Source organism: Acinetobacter sp. CIP 64.2 (assembly GCF_000369645.1).
In the GTDB taxonomy this organism is placed as follows: Bacteria; Pseudomonadota; Gammaproteobacteria; order Pseudomonadales; family Moraxellaceae; genus Acinetobacter.
In genome coordinates, this window is sequence record NZ_KB850121.1 from 705,146 (window position 1) to 722,571 (window position 17,426).

General features: G+C 44.2%; 21 protein-coding genes, 1 pseudogene and 1 riboswitch. Of the genes and pseudogenes, 3 read left to right on the top strand and 19 right to left on the bottom strand.

Translation table 11 applies throughout. From position 1 onward, the window contains the following. Window positions 1-9: 9 nt before the first annotated feature. The 3 genes and pseudogenes from F895_RS13040 to F895_RS13030 form a co-directional block, all read right to left on the bottom strand. Complete coding sequence (locus F895_RS13040; RefSeq protein ID WP_005239969.1) at window positions 10-339, bottom strand: DUF190 domain-containing protein; 330 nt, start codon at window positions 337-339, stop codon at window positions 10-12. A gap of 16 nt (window positions 340-355) precedes the next feature. Beyond that, the gene (gene crcB, locus F895_RS13035; protein ID WP_004802433.1) at window positions 356-736 is read right to left on the bottom strand and encodes a fluoride efflux transporter CrcB; all 381 of its coding nucleotides are present in this window, start codon (window positions 734-736) and stop codon (window positions 356-358) included. A gap of 131 nt (window positions 737-867) precedes the next feature. Then, a riboswitch (Fluoride riboswitch) is annotated at window positions 868-934 on the bottom strand. An 80-nt stretch (window positions 935-1,014) separates the two neighbouring features. After that, window positions 1,015-1,804, bottom strand: a pseudogene (locus tag F895_RS13030) (DUF2071 domain-containing protein). Window positions 1,805-1,944: 140 nt separating this feature from the next. Here F895_RS13030 and F895_RS13025 point away from each other — a divergent pair. Beyond that, on the top strand, window positions 1,945-2,277 hold the full coding sequence (locus F895_RS13025; protein ID WP_005239971.1) for a HopJ type III effector protein: 333 nt from the start codon (window positions 1,945-1,947) through the stop codon (window positions 2,275-2,277). 48 nt (window positions 2,278-2,325) lie between these two features. Here the strand turns inward: F895_RS13025 and F895_RS13020 are convergent, their stop codons facing one another. The 5 genes from F895_RS13020 to F895_RS13000 form a co-directional block, all read right to left on the bottom strand. Continuing rightward, window positions 2,326-2,928 carry a flavin reductase family protein gene (locus F895_RS13020; RefSeq protein WP_005239972.1) on the bottom strand — a complete coding sequence of 201 codons (603 nt, stop codon included), beginning with the start codon at window positions 2,926-2,928 and terminating at the stop codon, window positions 2,326-2,328. Window positions 2,929-2,946: 18 nt separating this feature from the next. Continuing rightward, window positions 2,947-3,360, bottom strand: a complete 414-nt coding sequence (locus tag F895_RS13015) for a GFA family protein (RefSeq protein WP_005239973.1) — start codon at window positions 3,358-3,360, stop codon at window positions 2,947-2,949. A 134-nt stretch (window positions 3,361-3,494) separates the two neighbouring features. Next, window positions 3,495-4,154, bottom strand: coding sequence for a hypothetical protein (locus F895_RS13010; RefSeq protein WP_005239974.1), 660 nt, complete (start codon window positions 4,152-4,154; stop codon window positions 3,495-3,497). Between the two features lie 80 nt (window positions 4,155-4,234). Next, window positions 4,235-5,422 (bottom strand): TIGR03862 family flavoprotein, encoded by a 1,188-nt coding sequence (locus F895_RS13005; protein WP_005239975.1) that lies wholly within the window; start codon window positions 5,420-5,422, stop codon window positions 4,235-4,237. Then, window positions 5,415-6,059, bottom strand: coding sequence for a class I SAM-dependent methyltransferase (locus F895_RS13000; protein WP_005239976.1), 645 nt, complete (start codon window positions 6,057-6,059; stop codon window positions 5,415-5,417). Before F895_RS13000 ends, F895_RS13005 begins: the two co-directional genes overlap by 8 nt. A gap of 91 nt (window positions 6,060-6,150) precedes the next feature. Here F895_RS13000 and F895_RS12995 point away from each other — a divergent pair, with 91 nt between their 5' ends. Beyond that, a complete protein-coding gene (locus F895_RS12995; protein ID WP_005239977.1) occupies window positions 6,151-6,342 on the top strand; it encodes a DNA gyrase inhibitor YacG in 192 nt (63 codons plus the stop codon). 18 nt (window positions 6,343-6,360) lie between these two features. Here F895_RS12995 and F895_RS12990 read toward each other — a convergent pair whose 3' ends face one another. The 11 genes from F895_RS12990 to F895_RS12945 form a co-directional block, all read right to left on the bottom strand. After that, entirely contained in the window at window positions 6,361-7,422 is a 1,062-nt protein-coding gene (locus F895_RS12990; RefSeq protein WP_005239979.1) for a dipeptidase, read from the bottom strand. Then, window positions 7,419-8,582 (bottom strand): pyrroloquinoline quinone biosynthesis protein PqqE, encoded by a 1,164-nt coding sequence (gene pqqE / locus F895_RS12985; protein WP_005239981.1) that lies wholly within the window; start codon window positions 8,580-8,582, stop codon window positions 7,419-7,421. The genes F895_RS12990 and pqqE overlap by 4 nt, the downstream gene beginning before the upstream one ends. After that, entirely contained in the window at window positions 8,579-8,863 is a 285-nt protein-coding gene (pqqD, locus tag F895_RS12980) for a pyrroloquinoline quinone biosynthesis peptide chaperone PqqD (RefSeq protein WP_005239983.1), read from the bottom strand. Before pqqD ends, pqqE begins: the two co-directional genes overlap by 4 nt. After that, window positions 8,856-9,614 carry a pyrroloquinoline-quinone synthase PqqC gene (gene pqqC / locus F895_RS12975; protein WP_005239985.1) on the bottom strand — a complete coding sequence of 253 codons (759 nt, stop codon included), beginning with the start codon at window positions 9,612-9,614 and terminating at the stop codon, window positions 8,856-8,858. The genes pqqD and pqqC overlap by 8 nt, the downstream gene beginning before the upstream one ends. Before the next feature lie 10 nt (window positions 9,615-9,624). Beyond that, the gene (gene pqqB / locus F895_RS12970) at window positions 9,625-10,536 is read right to left on the bottom strand and encodes a pyrroloquinoline quinone biosynthesis protein PqqB (RefSeq protein ID WP_005239987.1); all 912 of its coding nucleotides are present in this window, start codon (window positions 10,534-10,536) and stop codon (window positions 9,625-9,627) included. 74 nt (window positions 10,537-10,610) lie between these two features. Further along, on the bottom strand, window positions 10,611-10,685 hold the full coding sequence (pqqA, locus tag F895_RS19375) for a pyrroloquinoline quinone precursor peptide PqqA (protein WP_009514286.1): 75 nt from the start codon (window positions 10,683-10,685) through the stop codon (window positions 10,611-10,613). A 356-nt stretch (window positions 10,686-11,041) separates the two neighbouring features. After that, window positions 11,042-11,686: an MBL fold metallo-hydrolase gene (locus tag F895_RS12965; protein ID WP_005239989.1), complete on the bottom strand. Its 645-nt coding sequence runs from the start codon at window positions 11,684-11,686 to the stop codon at window positions 11,042-11,044. Window positions 11,687-11,715: 29 nt separating this feature from the next. Next, complete coding sequence (gene hemH / locus F895_RS12960; protein ID WP_005239991.1) at window positions 11,716-12,732, bottom strand: ferrochelatase; 1,017 nt, start codon at window positions 12,730-12,732, stop codon at window positions 11,716-11,718. A gap of 70 nt (window positions 12,733-12,802) precedes the next feature. Beyond that, window positions 12,803-13,831, bottom strand: a complete 1,029-nt coding sequence (locus F895_RS12955) for a DUF4062 domain-containing protein (RefSeq protein WP_005239993.1) — start codon at window positions 13,829-13,831, stop codon at window positions 12,803-12,805. 94 nt (window positions 13,832-13,925) lie between these two features. Then, window positions 13,926-14,813: a glutamate racemase gene (murI, locus tag F895_RS12950; RefSeq protein WP_005239996.1), complete on the bottom strand. Its 888-nt coding sequence runs from the start codon at window positions 14,811-14,813 to the stop codon at window positions 13,926-13,928. A gap of 43 nt (window positions 14,814-14,856) precedes the next feature. Then, window positions 14,857-15,480, bottom strand: a complete 624-nt coding sequence (locus F895_RS12945) for a DUF1285 domain-containing protein (RefSeq protein WP_005239997.1) — start codon at window positions 15,478-15,480, stop codon at window positions 14,857-14,859. Between the two features lie 187 nt (window positions 15,481-15,667). Between F895_RS12945 and F895_RS12940 the strand changes: the two genes are divergently transcribed. Then, on the top strand, window positions 15,668-17,380 hold the full coding sequence (locus F895_RS12940; RefSeq protein WP_005239998.1) for an electron transfer flavoprotein-ubiquinone oxidoreductase: 1,713 nt from the start codon (window positions 15,668-15,670) through the stop codon (window positions 17,378-17,380). Window positions 17,381-17,426 lie beyond the last annotated feature (46 nt).

The window sequence follows — 17,426 nt, forward strand, 5'->3', positions numbered from 1 at the left end:
GCCTCCCTTTCAAGAATCTGCCTTGGCCTGCCCCAGCACACCAAATTCAATCGGCGTTTTGACATAAAACAAAGAAATTTCTTTGTTATTTAAATAGTCCAATAATTCTGCCGCCTGTTGATTACTGACCGCAAACTGAATCTGTAAAGGACGATCAGCCAACTCAAAAAAACTGGCGGAATGCAATAAGCCTTGATGGTCAATTCCTTCTATGCCTGCCAGTACCGTGGCGCCACGTAAATTCATCTGCTTCGCCACAGCCAATAACCATTCACTCATCGGTTGTCCCTGATAAGTCCGATTTTGTGCCGTGTAAAAACTCAGTAAAAATCCATTCATGGTCATTACTCCAAAGTTATGCAGCACTGAGCCATTGATGCAAACTCATGCCTAAAATGGTAAACAGCAATGACCCAATCACATGAATCAGAATCGCTGCACAGGCATAGCCCAACTTACCACTTTGTAATAAGGCAATAATCTCGGCAGAAAAGGTCGAAAATGTGGTTAATGCACCGCAGAAGCCTGTAATCACAAACAGTTTGTAATTTGGACTCAGTGAGCTTTGAGAAAAGTAAGAAATTGCAAAACCAATAATAAAGCCACCGACAAAGTTAACTGTGACGGTTCCCAAGGGAATATTAGGAAAAATTGGATTCAGCTTTAGCCCCAAAAACCAGCGCAACCATGCGCCGAGTACCGAGCCTAAAGCAATAGAGAGTAAAGGATAGTACATGACTTACTCCAAATACAGCGTTGGAGCTAAAACAATATTCAGCATGGATTTATAGCTATTTTTTTGAGGATTATTCATTTGCGAACTCCAAAAGAGGAACAGAGCGCGCACAAACCTACGTCCCTGTTCAGGGTAACGTAGGCATCATTAGCCACAATGGCGGTTTGTAATAGGAGGAATGCCATCTCCTTTGTTTTAAAATAACATAATTTTTAGACAACTCAATCGCTGTTTTCGCACTTTAAAGGGTTGTGTATAAACATAAAGTTATCCACAACTTAGCTCTTCTGCGGCACAACTTGCTCGCCAATCACATAAAAATCCAGTTCTGGTACGACAAAAGCAAAGGCTTCCGCATCAAGGTCCACCCCAAATTGTTGTAACAATTGAGGGGCCTGTAATGAAGTAATTGCAGCAGCTTGTATCTGTTGAAACTGAACCGGCATCATCAACCAAGAATTGAACGGCTTCCTCCCATGTGGAAAATAGACACTGCCATGCAGCAGGTAACTGTTTTTCACCTTTGATTTGCACATCACTCTTCAAGGAATAATGATCATCAACACTCATTTCAGTATGAATCACTTGCTCATCCCGTTGATGCTGAAACGTCGATGCATATTGTGCTGGCATTACATCACTGGCCAATCGGCCACCCATCACATATAAGGCTTGATCAACGATCACCTGTTCAAAGATCACGGTCTTGGGCTGTGAGTCATCCAGATAAAAGCGCCAGTTACTTTGCAGAGGGGAAGGCATAAGCTGACGTAACTTGCCGAGGAAAGCAAAACCAAAATGCTGATGCTGATACGTCAAAATGGTAAAAATGGTTTTGCCGTCTTTTTCCCATAAAGTCACAGGGTCTGGATAACGCTGCCGAACCTGCTCGACATCGACCAACCAAGACAAGTAAACGATATTGCGCACCTGACTTTGTAGAGGCATAAACGGCAATATTCGCATGATCATACGGCGGAGTTGCAACAGCAAACCACAACTTAAAATAGGCGCTAAAATGCGAAGCACAGCGTTGGATATTGATAACTTTAAACGATGTCTATTCATTATTATTCAATAGATTAATGTTGTGTTTGAGCATAAACCGCTGAATCGACGACGTCTAGTTCAAATCGCTCCCAGCTTCTATTCTACAGTTTCAATGTTATGATACTTGCCATTGATTCACTCAACATGGAATTTTTGAAATGGCTCAAAGCTTATTGGCACACCTTAAAGATGGCACGGCAAAATTTGCAGACGTCTTGGCATTTATCGAAGCTCGTTATCAGCATACACCAACCGCTTTTCAAAATGGCGCACAAACGAATGCTGCGACTGAAAATCAAGGCAGCGCAAAAGTATTCAGCTTTGCTCAAATTGAAGGTCTCAATCAAGCGGAGACCTTAAGTTTATTTGCTGAGCATTATGCCTCTGTACTGGCAACACCTGAAGCCACCGACCATCAGAATATCCGCCAGTTTATGCAACATGGCTGGGATGGCATCAAATTTGAAGGCCAAGCTTTAGCTGCAAAATAAGAAAAAAGGAGGCTCAAGGCCTCCTTTTTTGCTTTAATGTTTTAAGCTTCAGGGGCGTGACAATTTTCGTAAGTCCGTGGTGAGGCTATAAAAATCTCCACCCATTTTGCCGACACTCTGAAGTTGTTGCTGATCAATCATTTGACCATTCCACAAACGGTCATCGACATAAATTGATTTCACATCCAGTAAGGCGACAGTTCCACCTAATGGAAGCGTACTCAGCTGAATGACTTCCCTTAACTGGCATTCGTAGCGAACAGGCGCATGCTTTACCGCTAACGCTGCAACTGCATGGCTGGGTTCAGACGCAATCTCAGCAAAATCAAATTCGCTTTGCCCTGGGGGCAATAAAGCACAGGATAAATTCATCTTTTCAAGCAAGTCAGTATGGGCAATATGCACCACACACTCTTTAGTCGCAATCAGATTTCTGATGGTGTCTTTATCCTGCCCATTTCTTGGATTGACTTGTGAATACCACAGAATAGGTGGATTGCAACTGGCAACATTAAAAAAGGAATAAGGCGCAATATTGGCCACCCCATCCACCGATAGCGTACTGATCCATGCAATCGGCCGAGGCGTAATCCCTCCGACCAAAAGTCGGTAGATCTCATTGGGCTCTAAATCAGCAGTTTCAAAAATCATCGCAAAAATAAATCCGATTTAAGGACGTTCAGCATATTGTGGTAAATCATCAGCGATACAATCCCATTCTGCTTTAGAAGCCGCAAAAATATGCATGCTTGGTTTTTGCTGTAATGGCGTATCTAAAGTCCCGATACGTAGACGATAATGCGCTGGTGTATCGGTCTTGATACTCATAATCGGCGAACCACATTCTGCACAGAAACAACGTTGTGTCGTTTCAGTCGACTGAAACTTTTTCAGTAAATGCTCACCTTGGGTAATCTTGAAATCACTAATTTTAATCGGTGCATTAGTTGCAAAAGCCGTGCCGTTTGCTTTACGGCAGCGCTGACAATGGCACTGTATGATCTCGCCGATTTCACCATGAATCTCATAATGAATTCCATCACATAAACAACTGCCACGATACACGGGTGAAGCTTGAGACATATCCCTATTCCTGATGAGTATTTACTCAAAACTAGCATTTTTAAACGCCGTATAACAAGGTAAATATGCTCAAGCAATGCAATGACATTTTCATGCGCTTTGCTCAAACTGAACGGGCTACCTTATCGCCTCACTCAACTGATCAAGGCAGAAAATACCCCAATGATCATCACGTAGAACAGGATCGGTAAGCCTAAAAACCAAAATTTTGCCCATCCATTGGTCTTAAACACCTGAGTCGCACCGCGATAGCTGACCCAACACGATAAGAATAAAAATGGAACCGGAATGAATCCTAAAAAAGTCGAGTAGTTATAGGCGTCCAAATAATTTGGATATAACACGGTTTGAATCGCCGTTGTAATCACAATCGGCAGTACAAAGACCAAGGATTGCAATACATACACATGTCGAGCAAGCTGCGGATCAGCCTCTTTTGCACCAGAAAACTGTAATCTTTTTTTATACCACCAACCTTGAATCAACCATGTAATCACGGCAGAAATAATTCCGATGCCCAACACCCATAACCAGTAACTCAACCATGATGCCGTAACCCAATGGATCAGTGGTCTAATCCCACCTGTTTCAGCACTCAATATTTTTTGATCAACCCGATCCATGACCCCAACGATACCAATCAAATAAGCTGCAAAAATGATGCTTTTATGATGGTAAATCGTAGACTGAGCAAAAAATTTCTGAGGTTGGAAAAACAGGCGGAATAAGTTGCTCAATTGAAATGGTTTGATGATCTCGTTGTTTTGTGTTCCCACCGTTGGTTCTATATTCATATACCCTCTCCATCATGTGATTTAGATTATTTTTATTAATGCGCTATGGCTCATCAACTATGAAAAAACATGGCATGATCTTATTCGATAAAAGCATGCACCCCTTCTGCTGCTGCACGTCCAGTGGCGAAACAGGCCGTCAGTAAGTAGCCTCCTGTCGGTGCATCCCAATCCAGCATTTCACCACAGCAAAAGACTGAAGGATTAGATTGCAATTGCAGTTGTGGAGATAAGACCGCTTGCTTTACCCCTCCCGCACAGCTAATCGCTTCTTCAATGGGACGAAACCCCTCTAAAGGAATACACAGCTGCTTGATCTGCTGAGCCATTTGCTTGGCATCCGACCATAGGTTTTTTGCCACGATTTCACGTAGCAAATTAATTTTCACCGTATCCAGACCTGCTTTACGCCATAGATTGGTTAAGGATTGCTTTCTATTGCCCTGTAATTTCTTTTCTAATTGCTCAAGACTCAGGTCTGGGAGTAAATCTAAATGGAGTTGCAGCGTTTGCTGTTGTGCTATCTGCGCTCTTAGCTCACGACCCAATTTATAAATCACACCACTTTCAAAACCATAATAGGTAATGATGATATCGCCATGTGTCTGCTGTTCAGGTCTGACCCATGCATTGACACGTTTTAAAGGTTGGCCAAAGCACTCCTGCATAAATGGCGACCATGTTTTCAGCACGCCTGCATTACTGGCTTGGAACGGCTCAATTTCATTTTTTGAGAGCCATGGCTGCCATGCCCCATCACTGCCTAACTGCGACCATGATACTGCGCCACAGGCCAAAATAATCGCATCATAAGTTACACTAAAGCGCTGAGTTTGGTTCTCAATCGTGAGTTGATTTTCAGATAAATCCACACAACGATGACGATAATGGAACTTCACCCCATCGGCCATTAAACGTTTCAGCCATGCACGTAGTAATGGGGCTGCTTTCATTTCAACTGGAAAAATCCGACCTGAACTGCCGACATAGGATTCAATGCCCAAGCCCTGCATCCAGTCCTGAATCCACGTTGCATCCCATTGCCTGACCCAAGGCGCTAACCATTGCGTCTGATCATAACGTTGTATAAACGCCTCAACAGGCTCAGCATGGGAAATGTTTAACCCCGTTTTGCCTGCCATTAGGAACTTACGTGCCGCCGAAGGTTTCTGTTCAAACACATCGATTTCATAATCATATTGACTGAGGACTTCAGCAGCCATCAGACCTGCTGGGCCAGCACCAATAATCGCAACACGTTTAGGCATCAGACTGCTCTTGTGCATTTTGTCCTTGCAACGGCGCAAAATCATCAAAGCGGGTGGTATAACCTTCTGGCTTGCGAATAATCAACTGTTGGCACAGTTCGTCTCGCTCCAGATATTTAATTTCAAAATGGGTTCGCGCAGAGTCTGCAGCAATTTTTTGCTTCTCATAGGGCAGTTTCCACAGTTCAAGTAACTGCTGCTCAGCTTCATCAATATATTCAGGAATATTACTTGCGAGTGTAATCGTGCCATTCGGCTGAAGGCGTGAAAGTAAAAATTCGAAGAATGGCATGTTTAACCAGCGCTGTGCGGGATTATGCGGCTCTGGATTCGGATACAGAATAAAGAACTGTTCCACTTGTGCAGGGAACAAGGCATGCACCACCCAAGGCAGTGCATCGGCATGAATCGGGTGCAGGTGCTCACGTGGTTCTAATTGATGCTGCTTCTGCATCGCCACAAATTTTTCTTTGGTTCGCTCAATTGCATACAACGTGTTATGTGGATTTTGCCCGATAAAGAGTAAGGCATGTTTACCTTTGCCCGCCCCAATTTCAACGCAAATTGGCGTATTGGGAATGGCAATAAAATCACGAGGGGCTTGCATACGTTGTGCTTGAAATTGACGAATCGACATAATCTCATCAAACTATCTAGAAATCGGCATAAGTCTAACAACTCACCTTACTTTTGCCTAATCTATTTATTTTATGTTTTAGGAATTTTCTATGCCACGTACATTTCCTTGCCCCCGTTGTGGTGAAGCCAGCACTTGGGAAGGTAACGAATTTCGTCCGTTTTGCTCAGAACGTTGCAAGTTGATTGATCTTGGTGCCTGGGCCAGCGATGAATACAAACTCCCAACTCAGGATGCACCCCAAGCAGATCTCAAACGCCATGAAGATGATTATGAAGATTAATCATCTTCTTCTCTGTAGCTAAGACCAGATTCGATTCAACACATTTAACCAGTTGTTCCAGCAGATTTTCTCAATCAGTGCAGCTGAATAATGACGCTGTTGCATGGCTGCAACCAGCAGAGGTAAACCTGCCACATCCTTCAACTCGTTACTGACCAGCGCCCCATCAAAATCTGAACCCAGCCCAATATGATCTTCTCCGAGACGATCCATCATATATTCCAGATGATCAAGGATTAACTCTAATGGCGTATCTGCATTTCGCTGTCCATCGGCACGCAAAAATGCCACATCAAAATTCACCCCAACCATACCTTGGCTGTCACGGATCGCGTTGAGTTGTCTATCAGTTAGATTGCGTGCCTGCGGGCAGAGTGCGTGCGCATTGGAATGCGTCGCGATCAGAGGTTGCTGTAAAATATCCACCGTGTCCCAGAATGCTCGTTCATTCATATGTGACACATCCACCAGCATTTTTTTCTCGGCGCAGCGTTTGATTAATGCTTTGCCTTCGGTCGTTAGTCCCTCACCGGTATCAGGTGAATGCGGAAAACGGGCATTTAAACCATGTCCAAACCGGCTGACCCTATTCCATAAAGGGCCAACACTGCGCAGACCTGCTTGGTAAAAGACATCGAGCAAGTCAGGGTTGTACTGTAAGGCTTCCGCACCTTCCATATGCAGCACCATGGCCAGTTTGCCTTGTATACGGCAATCCTGAATCTGTTGCACCGAAGTACACAGTTGAATCTGCGCCGAAGCCAGAACCATTTGTTGTGCCAGCCCGAGTTGTGCCAAGCAAATCTGCTCCATCTGCTGTTGGCTAAAATCATCGGCCTGAAGCTCAAATAACTTATCAGGATGATGTTGTTTGACATAGGCAAAAGGCGGTAGAAAAATCGCAAACATACCCCCGACAAAACCTGCTTGCTGGCAGCGCTTTAAATCAAGTTGTCCTGCCAACTGCGCATGCGTAAAAGCCTGCACAGGATCAGTTGCATCGCTGAGCCATAAGCGGGTCAGTAGATCATTATGCCCGTCAAAAACTGCAACCTTGTGGTGATTCAAGCCATACGTCATGACCCAGACCCATCGCTCAGACTGTGCACCGGAATTTTTTGTTGAGCTGATAATTGTTTTGAGTTTCTACTATTGCGGAATACCAGTTGAGCCAATGCGACATCTTGTTCACTTTCACGGCGTGCTTGCTCAATCAGATGATGGTACGCAGATTTACCACATACTGGATCGGCATTGGCAGCATCACCCGTCAGCATATAGGCCTGACAACGGCACCCCCCAAAGTCTTTCTGCTTGTCCGGGCAACTACGGCAGCTTTCTGGCATCCATGCATCACCACGGAAATGATTAAAGCCAAAGGACCGGTACCAAATCTCTGACAAGGTATGATCACGGACATTCGGAAAAGCAATCGGTAACTGCCGTGCTGCATGACAAGGCAGCGCCATACCGTCTGGTGCCACCGTAAAGAAGATTTTGCCCCAGCCGTTCATACAGGCTTTAGGCCGTTGTTCATAATAATCAGGAACCACAAAGATCAACTTACACGGATGATTTTGCTGACGAAGTTTGTCACGATAGGCATTGGTCACTTGCTCTGCACGTGTCAACTGCGCTTGTGTCGGTAACAGGCCTTGCCGATTTAAAAAAGCCCAGCCATAGAACTGGCAGATGGCCAGTTCAACCGTGTCGGCATTCAGTTCTAAGCACAATTCAATAATCTGTTCAATCTGATCGATATTATGCCGATGGATCACAAAGTTCAGTACCATCGGATAATCATATTGCTTGACCAGACGGCACATCTCATATTTTTGTGCAAAGGCATGCGTCGAACCTGCCAAAGCATCATTAACCACGGGATCACTGGCCTGAAAACTGATCTGGATATGGTCTAGACCAGCCTGTTTGAGTTGGGCGATACGTTGTTCTGTCAGTCCCATCCCAGACGTGATCAGATTGGTATAAAACCCTTTTTGGTGGGCATAGGCAACCAATTGCTCCAGATCTTGTCGAACCAAAGGTTCCCCCCCTGAAAAGCCCAGTTGAACTGCACCCATCTGGCGTGCCTGATCAAACACATCACACCATTGCTGCGTGGTCAGCTCATTTTTATGTTGGGCATAATCCAAAGGATTGGAGCAATAAGGACATTGCAACGGGCAACGATAGGTCAACTCGGCCAAAAGCCAGAGCGGTAAGCCAATGCCCTCGGTCATCGTAAATCGATCCAGTAATGTTGTTGGGCAACCTGCATATAATCGACCACATCCTGCTCGATTTCGGCAAGATCCCCAAATTGCTGTTTTAACTGCGTAATAATGGCAGAAACCGTTTGCTGTCCATCAATATGTTGTCCAATGGCGCCAGCACTGTCATTAAGCTTGATCATGCCTTCCGGATATAAAATGACAAAGGCATTTTGGGCAGGTTCAAACTGAAAACGGTAGCCTTGGCGCCAAGTCGGTATCTGATTTAAATCAAAAGCTGGATTAGTCACGAAATAGCCCCTTATGCCAAACAGGTTGTGATGTTACGGTGTGATACGGCGCTTGCTCATGCACATAGGCCAAAGTCAGTGCATCCAAAATACTCCACAGAATATCCAGCTTAAACTGCAAGATTTCCAACATACGCTGTTGTTGCTCATACGTTGTGAAGGACTCTAGGGTAATACTCAGCCCATGCTCCACATCACGACGTGCCTGACTTAAACGCGAGCGGAAATATTCATAGCCCTGATCATCAATCCACGGATAATGTTGTGGCCATGAATCAAGCCGTGACTGGTGGATTTGTGGTGCAAACAATTCGGTTAGGGAACTGCTGGCTGCTTCGCGCCATGACGCCCGGCGGGCAAAATTGACATAGGCATCCACAGCAAAACGCACCCCCGGCAAAACCAACTGTTCCGAAATGACCTGCTCACGGGTCAGACCTACGGCCTCTGCCAAACGCAACCATGCCTCACGACCGCCACCATCAGGATATTCACCATCCTGATCAAGCATACGTTGGATCCATTCCTGACGGACGCGCTGATCTGGGCAATTGGCCATAATCGCCGCGTCTTTCAGGGGAATATTAATTTGATAATAATAGCGATTGGCAACCCAAGCTTGAATTTGCTGCTGAGTCGCTTTGCCTTCATACATCATCACATGAAAAGGATGGTAGATATGATAATACTGACCTTTGTCCAAAATGGCCTGTTTAAACTGTTCTACACTTAAAACTGCTGTTGCTGGCATCAACATCCCCTTAAAGTTCGATCTGCATGCCATCATAGGCAACTTCAACAGCATTGGCCTTGAGTTCAGCCAATTCAGCCGAGTTTTCGTTTAAAATCGGATTGGTATTGTTGATATGAATCAGGACTTTGCGTGGTCGACTCAATTGCTTTAAATACGATAATGAGCCGCCTTCACCACTGATATATAAATGACCCATTTCGCGGCCGGTTTTGGTTCCCACGCCCGTTTGTTGCATTTCATCATCCGACCAGAGCGTACCATCAATCATGACACAATCAGACTGCTGCATAATCTGCATGATTGGCTCATCAATCTTTCCAAGCCCCGGCGCATAGAACAATTGTTTCTGTGTTTTATGATCCTTGATTATCAAGGCAATATTGTCACCTTCATGCGGATCATGACGATGTGGTGAATATGGAGGCGCTGCACTTTGAATCACCCAAGGTATAAACTCCAACGTCTCAAAACCAGCAATCTTAAATGCCTGTTGAGGGTCAATCTTCTGGTAGCGTAGTCCGCCATTCCAGTGCTTGAGCATATTAAAAACCGGAAAGCCTGTACTCAGGTCCTGATACACCATCTCGGTACACCAGACATTTATTGGGCAACCTTCCCTCAAGCTTAAAAGACCCGTGGTGTGATCCAGTTGGCTGTCCATCAAGATCACATCACGAATCCCGGTATCTCGTAATTTTCGGGCTGGCTGAGCGGCCTTAAAAGCAAATAATTGCTGACGAATATCTGGCGAAGCATTTAACAAGATCCAGTCTATGCCATTTTCAGAAAGGGCAATGGATGATTGTGTGCGTACTTTGGCTTGAATACGACCTGTACGAAGACCATGACAATTGGGGCAATTACAGTTCCATTGCGGAAAGCCTCCACCAGCAGCGGAACCTAAAATATAAATATACATAAAGATGATTTCTTATTAGAAAAAGATAAGCCCTAGACGTGACTAGGGCTTAGTATAAATTTTGTGATAAAGCATTAACGAACTTCGAAGTACATGGTCACTTCGAATCCAATACGAACATCGGTAAAAGCAGGTTTCGTCCATTGCATAAAATCGTCTCCAATCTGTTTTCATCGTATAAAAATAAACGACATGTTCAATTTGAATAAAACGTTCACGATTTGATTCTAATTAAAAAAGGTGAATTTGTAGACATTCCCAGTCAAAGATATTGTTCGATAATTGTGAGTTTTTTCTACGCTTCGGTATCTTTTCTTGTTATGCCTTCTGTTCATATTCAGTCATGCCAAGCAGTAGAAGATTTATTATGCGCACTGCACATGATTTATTGGTTTAGCAATAAAAACCGCTAAGCGTGCTTCATCGAAAAAATAGCACTATGCCTACCGCGAAAACAGACCTCTGTATAAAACAAACATTATACAGAGGAACATTACGACTAAACTTAACCAGCCTTGCTTGCCACAAAAGGATTGCATTGCTTTTCATAGCCAATGGTACTCATCGGTCCATGGCCTGAAATAAACTGGGTTTCATCGGGCAAGCTAAAGCATTCACGCTGGATTGAATCCAATAACTGCTGATGATTGCCTTTTGGGAAATCAGTACGACCAATCGACCCTTTAAACAGCACATCCCCCGTCCACAATAACCCATGCTTGGCATTATAGAACATGACATGGCCTGGGGTATGACCTGGCGCAAACCGCACCTCAAACTCATCCTCACCCAATGTTAATACTTCACCACCTTCGAGCCATTGATCCACTTTAACTGGCTGTGGAATGGGGAAACCATAACGCGCTGAGACTTCCTGAATCATGTCCAACCAGAACTGATCCTCTTTATGCGGGCCAATCACTGGGATTTTCCAAGTTTCAGCCAATTCGCCCACAGCTCCAGCATGATCAAGATGCCCATGGGTTAACCACAGTGCCTTGACCTTTAAACCCAAAGCCTCGACTTCTTTTTTCAGCACTGCTGCATCACCACCGGCATCAATTAAAACAGCGTCTTTACTGTCACTATCCCATAAGATTGAACAATTTTGGGCGAATGCAGTAACAGGGACAATTTTGACTTGCAGCATAGAAACCTCTGGCGAAATAAAGCGTCGATTTAACGATGGGCTAAGGTATGGGTCAGTGCGTCAAGATTAGCCTGAACCAGACTCGCAAGCAAATCTATATGTGCCTGATCCGTATTCAAAGCAGGAATATAGGCATAATCACCTCCACCTGCATGCTGGAAAATCTCTTTATTTTGCATCGCCAGCTCTTCCAGCGTTTCCAGACAGTCTGCGGAAAAGGCTGGACTAATCACCTGAACCGATTGTACTTTTTGTTCCCCCCATTGTTGCAATAGCTGATCGGTATAGGGTTTCACCCACTCTTGCTTACCAAAGCGGGACTGAAAGCTAATTGCCCATTCATCATCGCCCAAATGCAAAGCCTCAGCGACCAATCGTGCCGTCACACGACAACGATCTGCATAGGGATCGCCTTTATCGGCATAGGGCTGCGGAATCCCATGAAATGACATCAGTAGTTTTTCAGGCTTGCCGTGTTTCATTTGATAATTCAGCACACTATCAGCTAAGGCCTGAATGAACATCGGATGCTGATAATAATCTTTAATCAGGGTCATCCCGGGTAAATGACGTTGCTGTGGAATCCACTTGGCAAAGGCATCATATAACGGTGCCGTCGAAGTTGCCGAATACTGAGGGAAAAGCGGCAGTAGAATAACATGTTCTTGTGGGGTCTGCGCCAGTTGATCAAGCACCGCAGTAATCCCTGGTCGACCATAGGTCATGGCCGGAACAACAGTAAGATCAAACTGATGATTTTCTTGTTCTAAACGCTGTTTGATCAACACACTTTGTTGCAACACAATTTCACGCATCGGCGAGTCATTCGACCAGACCGAAGCATAGGCTTCAGCCACACGTTTTGGGCGGAAGGTCAGCACAAATAGATGCAGGATGATCCACCAAAGTAATTTGGGAATCTCAATGACACGTGTATCAGATAAAAACTGCTTTAGAAAGCGTCGTACAGCTGGCACAGTGGCTTCATCCGGTGTTCCTAGATTTGCCAGAATCACCGTCACTTTGGGTTTTTGTGTCGCTAACATAGACCGCATCCGCTTTTCATTGAATTCATTCAATTACTTTAGCAGTTTTGACGCTTTTTTCTAAATTGGATTAATGCATGGTCTTAAACTGAAAAACCCGATTGCTATCCAGCACATTACTTTCCAACAGCTTCTGCCCTTTCGCCGTCAATTGCCACAGCATACGTTGGCGATCATCTCGTCCCGTCGGCATAATCCATTCATTTTGGCGCATTTGCAACTTGATCTCATGCAAAGCACGAATATTGACTTGTGCACGAGATACTGCATGAGCTCTCGGCATTTCTTTACGTGCGTCCTCCAAGCCCGTCTCATTTAAATATTCATTTATTTTCTTTGAGAAGAATTCTTCAGGTGTCGGGATCACAAAGGCTGAACCCAAGACATTAAGCAATTGCGCCCATGTCATTTTACGATGTGGTTTAACTTCCTTAAAGTTCCCATCCTGATAGGCATGCATACGATATTCAAAGGAGTACAGCTCATGCATTGAAACTTTGGCGACACTGGTCAGCGGGTCTGCTTCACGATTGCCCAACTCAGTTTCCAGTTGTTTGACTTTGGCACGCAAGGCATCAATTTCATCACGCAATACTTGCGTGTTTTGTGGACGCACCCACCCCACCACAGGGTAGCGCTCCAACATCTGCGGCATGCTTGAACGGACAGCAAGTTCCAAGTCTCTTAACGTGCGATAACAAAAGACTTGATCCACTTCATGTTGTAACTGCTTTCTAAACTCTTTGAATTTTTCTTTGAGTTCAACTTTGGGATCATGCAACTTGGCATCCCGTGATTCTGGATCTTCATGCATGAACACAATCACAGGCTTCTGTTTGGTCATGGCATAAATATATTCCAGATGCATATAACCCACACCTGAAACCGACTGTTCACCGTACTGACTCCCCAACAGAATCACCACATAATCACAATCATCTATCTGGCGTCGTGCAATAGAAGTACTTAACGGCGTGCGCTGTTCCAAGCCCCAAGATAGGAACCCCATTCCCACCAGAGTTTGTGCCAAAACCGCTCGCTCTGGTTGCATTTCATTACCAGAGGTAGAAACAAAGACTTGATAACGAGTATCTTGCATAGGCGAAGCCCCAATTCATTTATCAATAATATCAAGTATGCATCTTGATTTTTATTAACAGCTAACCCCAACTCAATCTATAAAAATGGTCCGATTAGTGATTTTCCATCCCAATATCGTCCAAATTTTGAATCTTCCATGTTAATTGTTCTGAGATAAGGTGCTGTAAGACTGATTCCAACTCTACAGCATTGTTACCACTGACATAACATTCAATACGTGTAATATTATGACGTATTTTGTCACATAATAACCCATTTTTAATTAAAATATACGCGGTTTGTCGCGCAACTGCTTGTCCAGAATCAATTAATTTTAATTTTTCATCAAAAATCTGACGAATCGCATCTTTTAAGAAGGGATAATGAGTACAACCCAATACTAAAAAGTCGGCACCTTGCGCCACCACAGGCTGTAAAATCTGTTGCAACACGTCCAAACAAGCAGCACTCATCTGTTGTCCAGCTTCAACAAAAGGCACCAATTCCAGATTGGTCACCGTCAATACTTGAACCCCCGCAGGCTGTGCAAAGTTTGCCATCACATCTTTAATCAGTTGCCCACGGAAGGTTGCAGGCGTTGCCAATACCGCGACAACTTTCGATTGGGTTTGAATCACCGCAGGTTTTAAGGCTGGGACTAAACCCACAATCGGAAAACGCTCGCCATAGTGTTCACGTAAATAGTCCAGACTGAATGCAGACGCAGTATTACAAGCAACCACCGCAATTTTACAGCCTTGACGATACAGCCATTCAATTGCTTGGGCCGTCAGTTGGCGAATTTCCTGATCTGAACGTGCCCCATAAGGCACATGCGCTGTATCGGCATAATACAGAATGCGCTCATTGGGTAAATGGCGGGCAATTTCTTGTGCAACCGACAATCCACCAATTCCTGAATCAAAAACACCAATGGGCGCATCAGCCGATGCATGTGGCATTGGATTAAGTAAAAGAGGCAACGATTGGACAGCGGTCATACACACACAGGTACTAGTTTATTTGCTCTTTTAAGCTTAAACCTCAGGTGCTTAAATGCAAGACTAAATCACCACTTTTTAATGTTAAAACCGCCTCACCTTGCGCATTTTCTGACAAACTGCCGTAGTTGACGAGATGATAAAAACTCTGACGTTGAATCAAGGCATTGATGCCAAATCGAACGTGCACATAAGGTCGTAATTCACCCTGATATTCGCGCATAAAAACCGGATGCGCTTCATCGACAATCACCACATCCTGATTGCTGGTAGTCAGTTGCAAATAGGTCTTGCCTTCAATCTCGACCTGATCGGCCTGATTGATCAATAAAGGCTCATCTTCAACCTCAATTTCAATCTGTTCAACCGGGGTTTTGAGGTAGAATTTGCCATCTTCTTTCCAGAGCACCTTGGTGAACAGGTCGAGAAGCGCTTGGCGTTTGACCAATTGACCTTCGTGCCACCATTCGCCATTGGCTTTTACGCGTAAATCCATTTTGCCGCAATGCTTTGGGTGCCATTGCTCTAAAGGGGGAATTGACCTTTTGTGACTTTGCTGTACATCTTTTATGTATTGTGCAATGTCCATTAAGTTTTTATCATCAGAAAACACGATTTTTCCCTTATTTTGAAAAGAGCTTGGTGGAGAATCATTTTCATTTATCATAGTTTATGCCTTGCTGACGAGAAAATATGACCACTCAGCCAATTGGCGAGATCAAGGATTAAAACTATACTATCCCAAACGTTTGCAAGCACAATACTATCATTTGTGTTTGGCAATTCAGAACACTCATGGCAGCACCGAATCGCAATATTACGGTTGCCACCCCTAAAAATATGAGGAGTCCTACATGGAACACATCGAACGTGAAGCGATGGAGTTTGACGTAGTGATCGTAGGCGCAGGCCCTGCGGGTTTATCTGCTGCGATTAAAATTCGTCAATTAGCGATTGAAAACAACCTGCCTGATCTTTCTGTTTGTGTTGTTGAAAAAGGCTCTGAAGTAGGTGCACATATTCTTTCTGGTGCTGTACTTGAACCACGTGCCATGAATGAATTATTTCCGAACTGGAAAGAAGAAGGCGCACCACTAAACGTACCTGTGACAGGTGACGAAACATATTTCTTATTGTCTGATACCAAAGCACAAAAAATGCCATATTGGATGGTGCCAAAATCTATGCACAACGAAGGAAACTATGTAATTTCCTTAGGTAACGTTGTACGCTGGTTGGGCCAAAAAGCGGAAGAACTTGAAGTTTCAATCTTCCCAGGCTTTGCTGCTGCTGAAGTGCTTTATCATGAAGATGGCACAGTAAAAGGCATTCAAACAGGTGATATGGGCATTGGCAAAAATGGTGAGCCAACGCATAACTTCACGCCTGGTTATGAACTACATGCCAAGTACACTTTATTTGCTGAAGGCTGCCGTGGTCATCTCGGTAAACGTCTGATTGCAAAATATAATCTTGATAAAGATGCTGATCCACAGCACTACGGTATCGGGATTAAAGAACTTTGGGAAATCGATCCTGCAAAACATAAGCCAGGCTTGGTAATGCACGGCGCAGGTTGGCCTTTGTCTGAAACTGGTTCTTCTGGTGGCTGGTGGTTATATCATGCTGAAAACAACCAAGTGACTTTGGGTATGATCGTGGATTTATCCTATGAAAATCCACACATGTATCCATTCATGGAAATGCAACGTTGGAAAACACATCCAACCATCAAGCAATTCCTTGAAGGCGGCAAACGTATTTCTTACGGCGCACGTGCTGTGGTGAAAGGCGGCTTCAATGCATTGCCTAAACTCACCTTCCCGGGCGGTTGCTTGATTGGTGATGATGCTGGTTTCTTGAACTTCTCAAAAATCAAAGGCTCACACACGGCAATGAAATCAGGCATGTTATGTGGTGAGGCAGTATTCGAAGCAATTGCGGCGGGCGTGGCCAAAGGTGGTGATCTTGCGATTGCACGTGTGCTTGAAGGCGAAGACCACTTTGACAAAGAACTGACCGCTTATACTGATAAATATAACAACTCTTGGTTAAAAGAAGAGTTATATAGCTCGCGTAACTTTGGCCCAGCGATGCATAAATTTGGTCAATGGATTGGTGGTGCGTTTAACTTTATCGATCAAAACATCTTTAAAGTGACATTCACTTTGCACGATCTTAAACAAGACTTTGCAGTGCTTAAAACCGTGGATGCTTCTACGTTTAAGCCAAACTACCCAAAACCAGATGGCAAGTTGACTTTTGATCGTTTATCTTCTGTATTCGTATCTAATACCGTACATGAAGAAAATCAACCTGCTCATTTGAAGTTAACTGATCCTTCAATTCCAGTGAACGTGAACTTACCGAAATGGGATGAGCCAGCTCAACGCTACTGCCCTGCAGGGGTTTACGAAATCATGGAAAATGATGACGGTTCTAAACGCTTCCAGATCAACGCAGCCAACTGTGTTCACTGTAAGACCTGTGATATTAAAGATCCATCACAGAACATTACTTGGGTAACACCTGAAGGTGGCGGTGGTCCGAACTATCCGAATATGTAATTCAAAATGAAAAAATCCGAGTTTAGACTCGGATTTTTTATGCTTT

Coding starts and splice junctions, on each gene's coding strand:
- F895_RS13000 (WP_005239976.1), bottom strand. CDS start 6,059: ATGTCGATTCGTCAATTTCAAGCACAACGTATGCAAGCCCCTCGTGAT.
- F895_RS13025 (WP_005239971.1), top strand. CDS start 1,945: ATGGCTCAAAGCTTATTGGCACACCTTAAAGATGGCACGGCAAAATTT.
- F895_RS13020 (WP_005239972.1), bottom strand. CDS start 2,928: ATGATTTTTGAAACTGCTGATTTAGAGCCCAATGAGATCTACCGACTT.
- F895_RS12990 (WP_005239979.1), bottom strand. CDS start 7,422: ATGACGTATGGCTTGAATCACCACAAGGTTGCAGTTTTTGACGGGCAT.
- murI (WP_005239996.1), bottom strand. CDS start 14,813: ATGACCGCTGTCCAATCGTTGCCTCTTTTACTTAATCCAATGCCACAT.
- pqqE (WP_005239981.1), bottom strand. CDS start 8,582: ATGACCGAGGGCATTGGCTTACCGCTCTGGCTTTTGGCCGAGTTGACC.
- F895_RS13015 (WP_005239973.1), bottom strand. CDS start 3,360: ATGTCTCAAGCTTCACCCGTGTATCGTGGCAGTTGTTTATGTGATGGA.
- F895_RS12940 (WP_005239998.1), top strand. CDS start 15,668: ATGGAACACATCGAACGTGAAGCGATGGAGTTTGACGTAGTGATCGTA.
- F895_RS12955 (WP_005239993.1), bottom strand. CDS start 13,831: ATGCAAGATACTCGTTATCAAGTCTTTGTTTCTACCTCTGGTAATGAA.
- pqqC (WP_005239985.1), bottom strand. CDS start 9,614: ATGCCAGCAACAGCAGTTTTAAGTGTAGAACAGTTTAAACAGGCCATT.
- pqqB (WP_005239987.1), bottom strand. CDS start 10,536: ATGTATATTTATATTTTAGGTTCCGCTGCTGGTGGAGGCTTTCCGCAA.
- F895_RS13005 (WP_005239975.1), bottom strand. CDS start 5,422: ATGCCTAAACGTGTTGCGATTATTGGTGCTGGCCCAGCAGGTCTGATG.
- F895_RS13010 (WP_005239974.1), bottom strand. CDS start 4,154: ATGAATATAGAACCAACGGTGGGAACACAAAACAACGAGATCATCAAA.
- F895_RS12945 (WP_005239997.1), bottom strand. CDS start 15,480: ATGATAAATGAAAATGATTCTCCACCAAGCTCTTTTCAAAATAAGGGA.
- crcB (WP_004802433.1), bottom strand. CDS start 736: ATGTACTATCCTTTACTCTCTATTGCTTTAGGCTCGGTACTCGGCGCA.
- F895_RS13040 (WP_005239969.1), bottom strand. CDS start 339: ATGAATGGATTTTTACTGAGTTTTTACACGGCACAAAATCGGACTTAT.
- F895_RS12995 (WP_005239977.1), top strand. CDS start 6,151: ATGCCACGTACATTTCCTTGCCCCCGTTGTGGTGAAGCCAGCACTTGG.
- hemH (WP_005239991.1), bottom strand. CDS start 12,732: ATGTTAGCGACACAAAAACCCAAAGTGACGGTGATTCTGGCAAATCTA.
- F895_RS12965 (WP_005239989.1), bottom strand. CDS start 11,686: ATGCTGCAAGTCAAAATTGTCCCTGTTACTGCATTCGCCCAAAATTGT.